Origin of the sequence: Microcella sp., assembly GCF_033763155.1 — a bacterium.
GTDB lineage: Bacteria > Actinomycetota > Actinomycetes > Actinomycetales > Microbacteriaceae > Microcella.
In genome coordinates, this window is the sequence record NZ_JANRKZ010000170.1 from 1 (window position 1) to 4,559 (window position 4,559).

A 4,559-nucleotide genomic window follows, 5' to 3' on the forward strand; every position below is an offset into this window, starting at 1 on the left:
CGACGGCCACGACGCCGCGACCCATGGTCGTCTGGCCAGCGCGGTGCAGACGGATGCGCAGCCGTCGCAGCGGCCGGTGCGGCCGAGTGGGGCGGCGCACCCATCGCGCGGCACGGCGCACGCGACTCGGAAAAGCGGCGACCGACGCCGCCCACCGCCGCGGGCCACCCGAGCGAATCCAGGCGGCGAACTCACCGAGCATGAGCGTCACGCCCGCGACGAAGATGAAGACGACGAAAAGCACGAGATAGTGCACGGCTGGGTTGAGCAGCGTGACGATCGACGAGATGACGGCGCGGCGCACCCAGCCCTTCGTCGAGAAGAGCAGCGAGTGCAGCATGAGCAGCACCGAGATAGTGACCATCGCGAGGCCAAGCGCGAGCGTGTAGAAGTGCGTGACCTTGGCGTAGATCATGATCGCGTAGATCAGGCCGACGGGCAGAGCCGTGGCGAGGGCGACCGTGACGGGCGAGAGCGTGCGAAAGACGTCGGTGATGAACCACACGACCGTGCGGTACGCCGCAATGACGATCAGCGGAATGACGAGCAGAATCGCAAACGGCAGCACCTGGTAGTGCCGCAGCCACGTCGTCAGAAACGAGTAGCGAACGCGAAACTCGTAGCCGTTGGTGAGCTGGTTGAACTCGCCGGCCGCTTGCTCGAGCAGTTGGCTGTTGACGTTGAAGAAGGGCACGAGTTCGTCGCCCACGATGACCGATTCACCGCGCAACACCGCGGGAATCGCAAACAGCACCTCGCGAAAGACCACGAACGCCACGAGAAAGTACACGGCGCTGACGACGTGCACGATGCGACGGGCGACCCGCAATTCGGCGGCGCGGGCCTGCTCGGCGCGCACGCCAGCGGCACGCACGGCCGACGGCTGCGCGAGGGCGAGAGAAGTCACCGCGTGGTCACATCCGCAGCGTGAACGGCGAGCACCCACTCGTTGCGCCCCGAGGCGCGGCGGTACTCGACTTCACTGAAGACGCGGTCGATGATGCCGAGGCCGTAGCCACCGTGGTCAGAGACGGTGGGCAGCACGCGACGCTGCACCTCGGGCAGCCCCGAACCCCAGTCGGTCACCATGACCGTGACGCCGCCGGGTGAGGCGGTCATCCCGACGCTGATGGGGCCGATCGCGCCGTTGTAAGCGTGGCGACGGATGTTCACGAGCAGCTCGTGCAGGCCCAAACGTGCACGGCGCGCGTCGTCGCCGTCGAGCCAAGGCGCCGAGCGCGACAGCAGGGTCGTGAGTCGCTCGTCGAGGTAGGAGAAGTCGAGGCCTCCGTCGATGAGGTAGTCGTGGGTTCTCATGACGAGTAACCTGCCCTCACGACAATGACCGCGCGGTCATCGAACTGCTCGGCTGCACCGGCGTGCTGATCCACCTCGTGCAAGACGCGCGCGATGGCAGCGACGGGCGTGCGACGACGAGCCTCGTCGGCGAGAGCGCCGAGCCGCTCGAGGCCAAACTCGTCGTCGCTCTCATTGGGCTGCTCGGTAATGCCATCGCTCGTGATGAGCAGGGCAGAGCCGGGCGTGAAGTCAGCCGTGAGTTCAGTCGAGCACACGTCGCGCGCGCCCAGCGGAGTGCACGTCGGGCCGAGGCGCCGCACGGCGTCGGCCGTCGCGAGCATGACGGGGTGGTGCCCCGCCGAGGAGATGCGGAGGGTACCCTCGGCCGGGTCGATGGCGACGATCGCCAGCGTCGCGATTGCCGCGGCGCGGTCGAGCATGTCGCGAACCGATGAATCCACGGCCGAGAGCAGCACACCCGGGTTGGGGCCCAGGTGTGCCACGTGGTGCTGCACGCTCGAGAGCACGACGGCGGCGATGAGCGATGCTGCTGCCCCGTGACCCGCCGCGTCACCGAGCACGGCCACCAGACGGCCGTCAGACTCGATGAGGTCAACAAGGTCTCCACCCGCGCCGTGAAGTCCACGCGCGTGAGACGCTGCGCTGATCGACCCGACGATAAGGCGGTCAGTCGTCGAGAGAGCGCGCTGCACGCGCGCGGCATGCGTCACCTCGGGCGCGGGCACACTCGTGCTCACACGCGACGGCAGCAGATCGGCCCACGCGCTGCGCACGGTGGCCGGCCTCTCGACGATGGCGGTCATGGGTCAGGCTGCCGTCAGAACGCGGGCGCGAGCATCCGCCATCGACGGCGCCGTTGCGAACACAGCGTCAAGACGCGTGAGCTCGAGAATGATGCGCGCGGCGTCGCTCACGGCGACGAGCGTGACCGAGCCGTGGTGGGCAACCGTGGCCTTGAGGGCACGAACGAGCCCGGCGAGAGCACTCGAGTCCATGAACTCGACGTCGGCGAGATCGATGATGACATGCGCGTGCTCGGCCGAAATGAGGTCGATGACCTCGCGGTCGAAGCGGTCGATGCCGTGCGCGTCAAAACGGCCAGAAATCGCCACGGCAACGAGGCCGGGCTCAGTGGATGCATGCACCTGCATGATGGCTCCTCGGGAACGCGGCCGGGGCCGCGGTGTCAGCGCGGCCGGGGGTGCCGCGTTCGGATGAAGCGATCGGTCAACCGCCTCACTAAACGTTATAGCACTTTATAGTGCTATGTCAACCCAAGTTCGTCTGCTGCGCCGGCGCGCATCTGTTCCCGCAGTTCCACGAGCTCGGGGTACTGCGTAAAGAACTCGAGCTTGGCGCCCGTTGGCGTGTCGGGTGACCACTCTTCTTCAATGACGAACGTCATGAAGCTTTCGGCAAAGTCTTCGCCGAGGTTGGTGGCGGCATAGTCGCTCACGAAGTCTTCTTCGTTCGCGAGGTAGAACTCCCACGCGATGTCAGGGTCGACGTTTTCAAGGTCGGGGCGGTCGGTGTAGTCAGCCCAGAAAGCCTCGTAGAACGCATAGAGGTATGAGTCGGCAAGCGCGCACCCCTCGATGGTTTCGAAGGTGTCGCACGCCTCGACCTTGCGCTCAAACTCGGTGGGGCCGAACGAAAACACGTGGGCATATTCGTGCACCAGGGTCGCGACCATGAGCTGCTCGTCGTCGGCCGTGGCCAGGTTGACGGCAAGCGTGAAGAACTGCGGGTTGGTGTCTTGGTAGACGTACGCGAGCGTGTCGCTCGTGTCCGAGTCCCCCACGCGAAATTGGCTAATCGACGAGGCCGCGGCATCGGCTCCGACGAGGCGAATCCAGAGATCCCACACCTCGGCCGTGACACCCTCGGGCTCCGGGTCGAGCGATCCGTCGTCGAGAACGTCGTAGACCACAACCTCGCCGAAGTCTTCGTCGAACTCGACCTCTGCCCCGACCGGGGTCGAGGCGCCATCGGATCGTCCGGCATCAATCGACTCACCATCGAGCGCCTGCACAACGAATGCCGCTGTGGCGAACATCGCGACGAGCGCGAGAGTGATCAAAAACGGAGGCAGAAAGCGGCGCACGCGATCACGCTAACTCATCGAGGGCCGCGCGCACCGCGACGAGGCGCTCGAGAAACTGGCGCTCGTCGCGGCGGGTGCGGCGCATCCAGCTCGTGACTTCGTCGTTGCTCTTACTCGCGTTGCACGAGCCACACGCGGGCACGACGTTATCGAGCGTGTAGCGACCGCCTCGGGCGATGGGCTGCACGCAATCGCGTTGCAGCGGTCGGTCGATCGCACCGCAGTAGGCGCAGCCGCCCCACAGCCGCTGCAGCTCGGCCCACTGTGCGGGCGTGAGGTCGTTGTCGGCCGCCGCCACGCGCCGACGCCGACGGCGAGCAGCCTTCGCCTGGCGAGAGTTCGGGTGCGGCACGGCGCCAGGCTACGCCCGTGCTCACGTGCGCGTGCGAGAGCACGCCGAGCCTCCGCCATGATGGAGCAATGACTCGTCGCGGCCTGTACCTGTTCGTCGCGCTCGGACTCATCTGGGGCATCCCGTATCTCTTCATCAAGATCGCGGTTGCTGAGCTGACGCCAGAGTTTCTCGTGCTCGCCCGCTGCCTCATCGCGGCGGCGCTGCTGCTGCCGATCGCCGCGCGCCAGCGGGCGCTCGCCCCCGTGCTGCGGCGCTGGAAGCCTCTGCTGGCGTTCGCGGTCGCCGAGATCGTGCTGCCCTGGTATGCGCTCAACGCGGCCGAGAAGACGCTGCCGAGCTCGACGACCGGGTTGCTGCTCGCGAGCATCCCGCTCGTGGCCATCGGCGTCGCATTCGTCATGGGCCGTCGCCACCGCGTGACGGCGCTCACGGTGCTCGGCCTCATCACGGGCACGGCGGGCGTTGCCGCGGTTGTCGGCCTCGACCTCGGCGGCGGAGACCTCGGGGCCGTCGCCCTCATCGGTGTTGCCGTCGTCGGCTATGCCGTCGGCCCCGCCATCTTGTCGAAGTGGATGCACGACCTCCCGGGCCTCGGCGTCATGGCCCTCGCGCTCACGATCGCGGGTCTCATTTACGTGCCCATTGTCGCGATGACCGGGGGGTGGCCGACCGAGGTTCCGTCGCCGCCCGTCATCACCTCAGTGTTTGTGCTCGCGATCGTCTGCAGCGCCGTGGCCTTCTTGCTGATGTTCGCGCTCATCGCCGAAATCGGCCCCGTGC

7 protein-coding genes are annotated in these 4,559 nt (G+C 67.0%); 1 reads left to right on the forward strand and 6 read right to left on the reverse strand.

Translation table 11 applies throughout. From position 1 onward, the window contains the following. The 6 genes from SFU54_RS07235 to SFU54_RS07260 all read right to left on the reverse strand — a co-directional run. On the reverse strand, positions 1-907 hold a 907-nt coding region (locus SFU54_RS07235), incomplete at its 3' end, for a hypothetical protein (RefSeq protein ID WP_319015615.1). Next, positions 904-1,317, reverse strand: coding sequence for an ATP-binding protein (locus SFU54_RS07240; RefSeq protein ID WP_319015616.1), 414 nt, complete (start codon positions 1,315-1,317; stop codon positions 904-906). The genes SFU54_RS07240 and SFU54_RS07235, both read right to left, overlap by 4 nt. After that, the gene (locus SFU54_RS07245; RefSeq protein ID WP_319015617.1) at positions 1,314-2,123 is read right to left on the reverse strand and encodes a PP2C family protein-serine/threonine phosphatase; all 810 of its coding nucleotides are present in this window, start codon (positions 2,121-2,123) and stop codon (positions 1,314-1,316) included. Before SFU54_RS07245 ends, SFU54_RS07240 begins: the two co-directional genes overlap by 4 nt. Before the next feature lie 3 nt (positions 2,124-2,126). Continuing rightward, the gene (locus tag SFU54_RS07250) at positions 2,127-2,471 is read right to left on the reverse strand and encodes an STAS domain-containing protein (protein ID WP_319015618.1); all 345 of its coding nucleotides are present in this window, start codon (positions 2,469-2,471) and stop codon (positions 2,127-2,129) included. A gap of 113 nt (positions 2,472-2,584) precedes the next feature. Continuing rightward, positions 2,585-3,424 (reverse strand): NADH:ubiquinone oxidoreductase subunit 4 (chain M), encoded by an 840-nt coding sequence (locus tag SFU54_RS07255; protein WP_319015619.1) that lies wholly within the window; start codon positions 3,422-3,424, stop codon positions 2,585-2,587. A gap of 4 nt (positions 3,425-3,428) precedes the next feature. Continuing rightward, entirely contained in the window at positions 3,429-3,776 is a 348-nt protein-coding gene (locus SFU54_RS07260) for an HNH endonuclease signature motif containing protein (RefSeq protein WP_319015620.1), read from the reverse strand. Positions 3,777-3,844: 68 nt separating this feature from the next. On the opposite strand from SFU54_RS07260, the gene SFU54_RS07265 reads away from it, so the two are divergent. After that, positions 3,845-4,559, forward strand: a 715-nt coding sequence (locus SFU54_RS07265; RefSeq protein ID WP_319015621.1) for a DMT family transporter, incomplete at its 3' end; no start/stop codon positions are given.

Coding starts and splice junctions, on each gene's coding strand:
- SFU54_RS07240 (WP_319015616.1), bottom strand. CDS start 1,317: ATGAGAACCCACGACTACCTCATCGACGGAGGCCTCGACTTCTCCTAC.
- SFU54_RS07245 (WP_319015617.1), bottom strand. CDS start 2,123: ATGACCGCCATCGTCGAGAGGCCGGCCACCGTGCGCAGCGCGTGGGCC.
- SFU54_RS07250 (WP_319015618.1), bottom strand. CDS start 2,471: ATGCAGGTGCATGCATCCACTGAGCCCGGCCTCGTTGCCGTGGCGATT.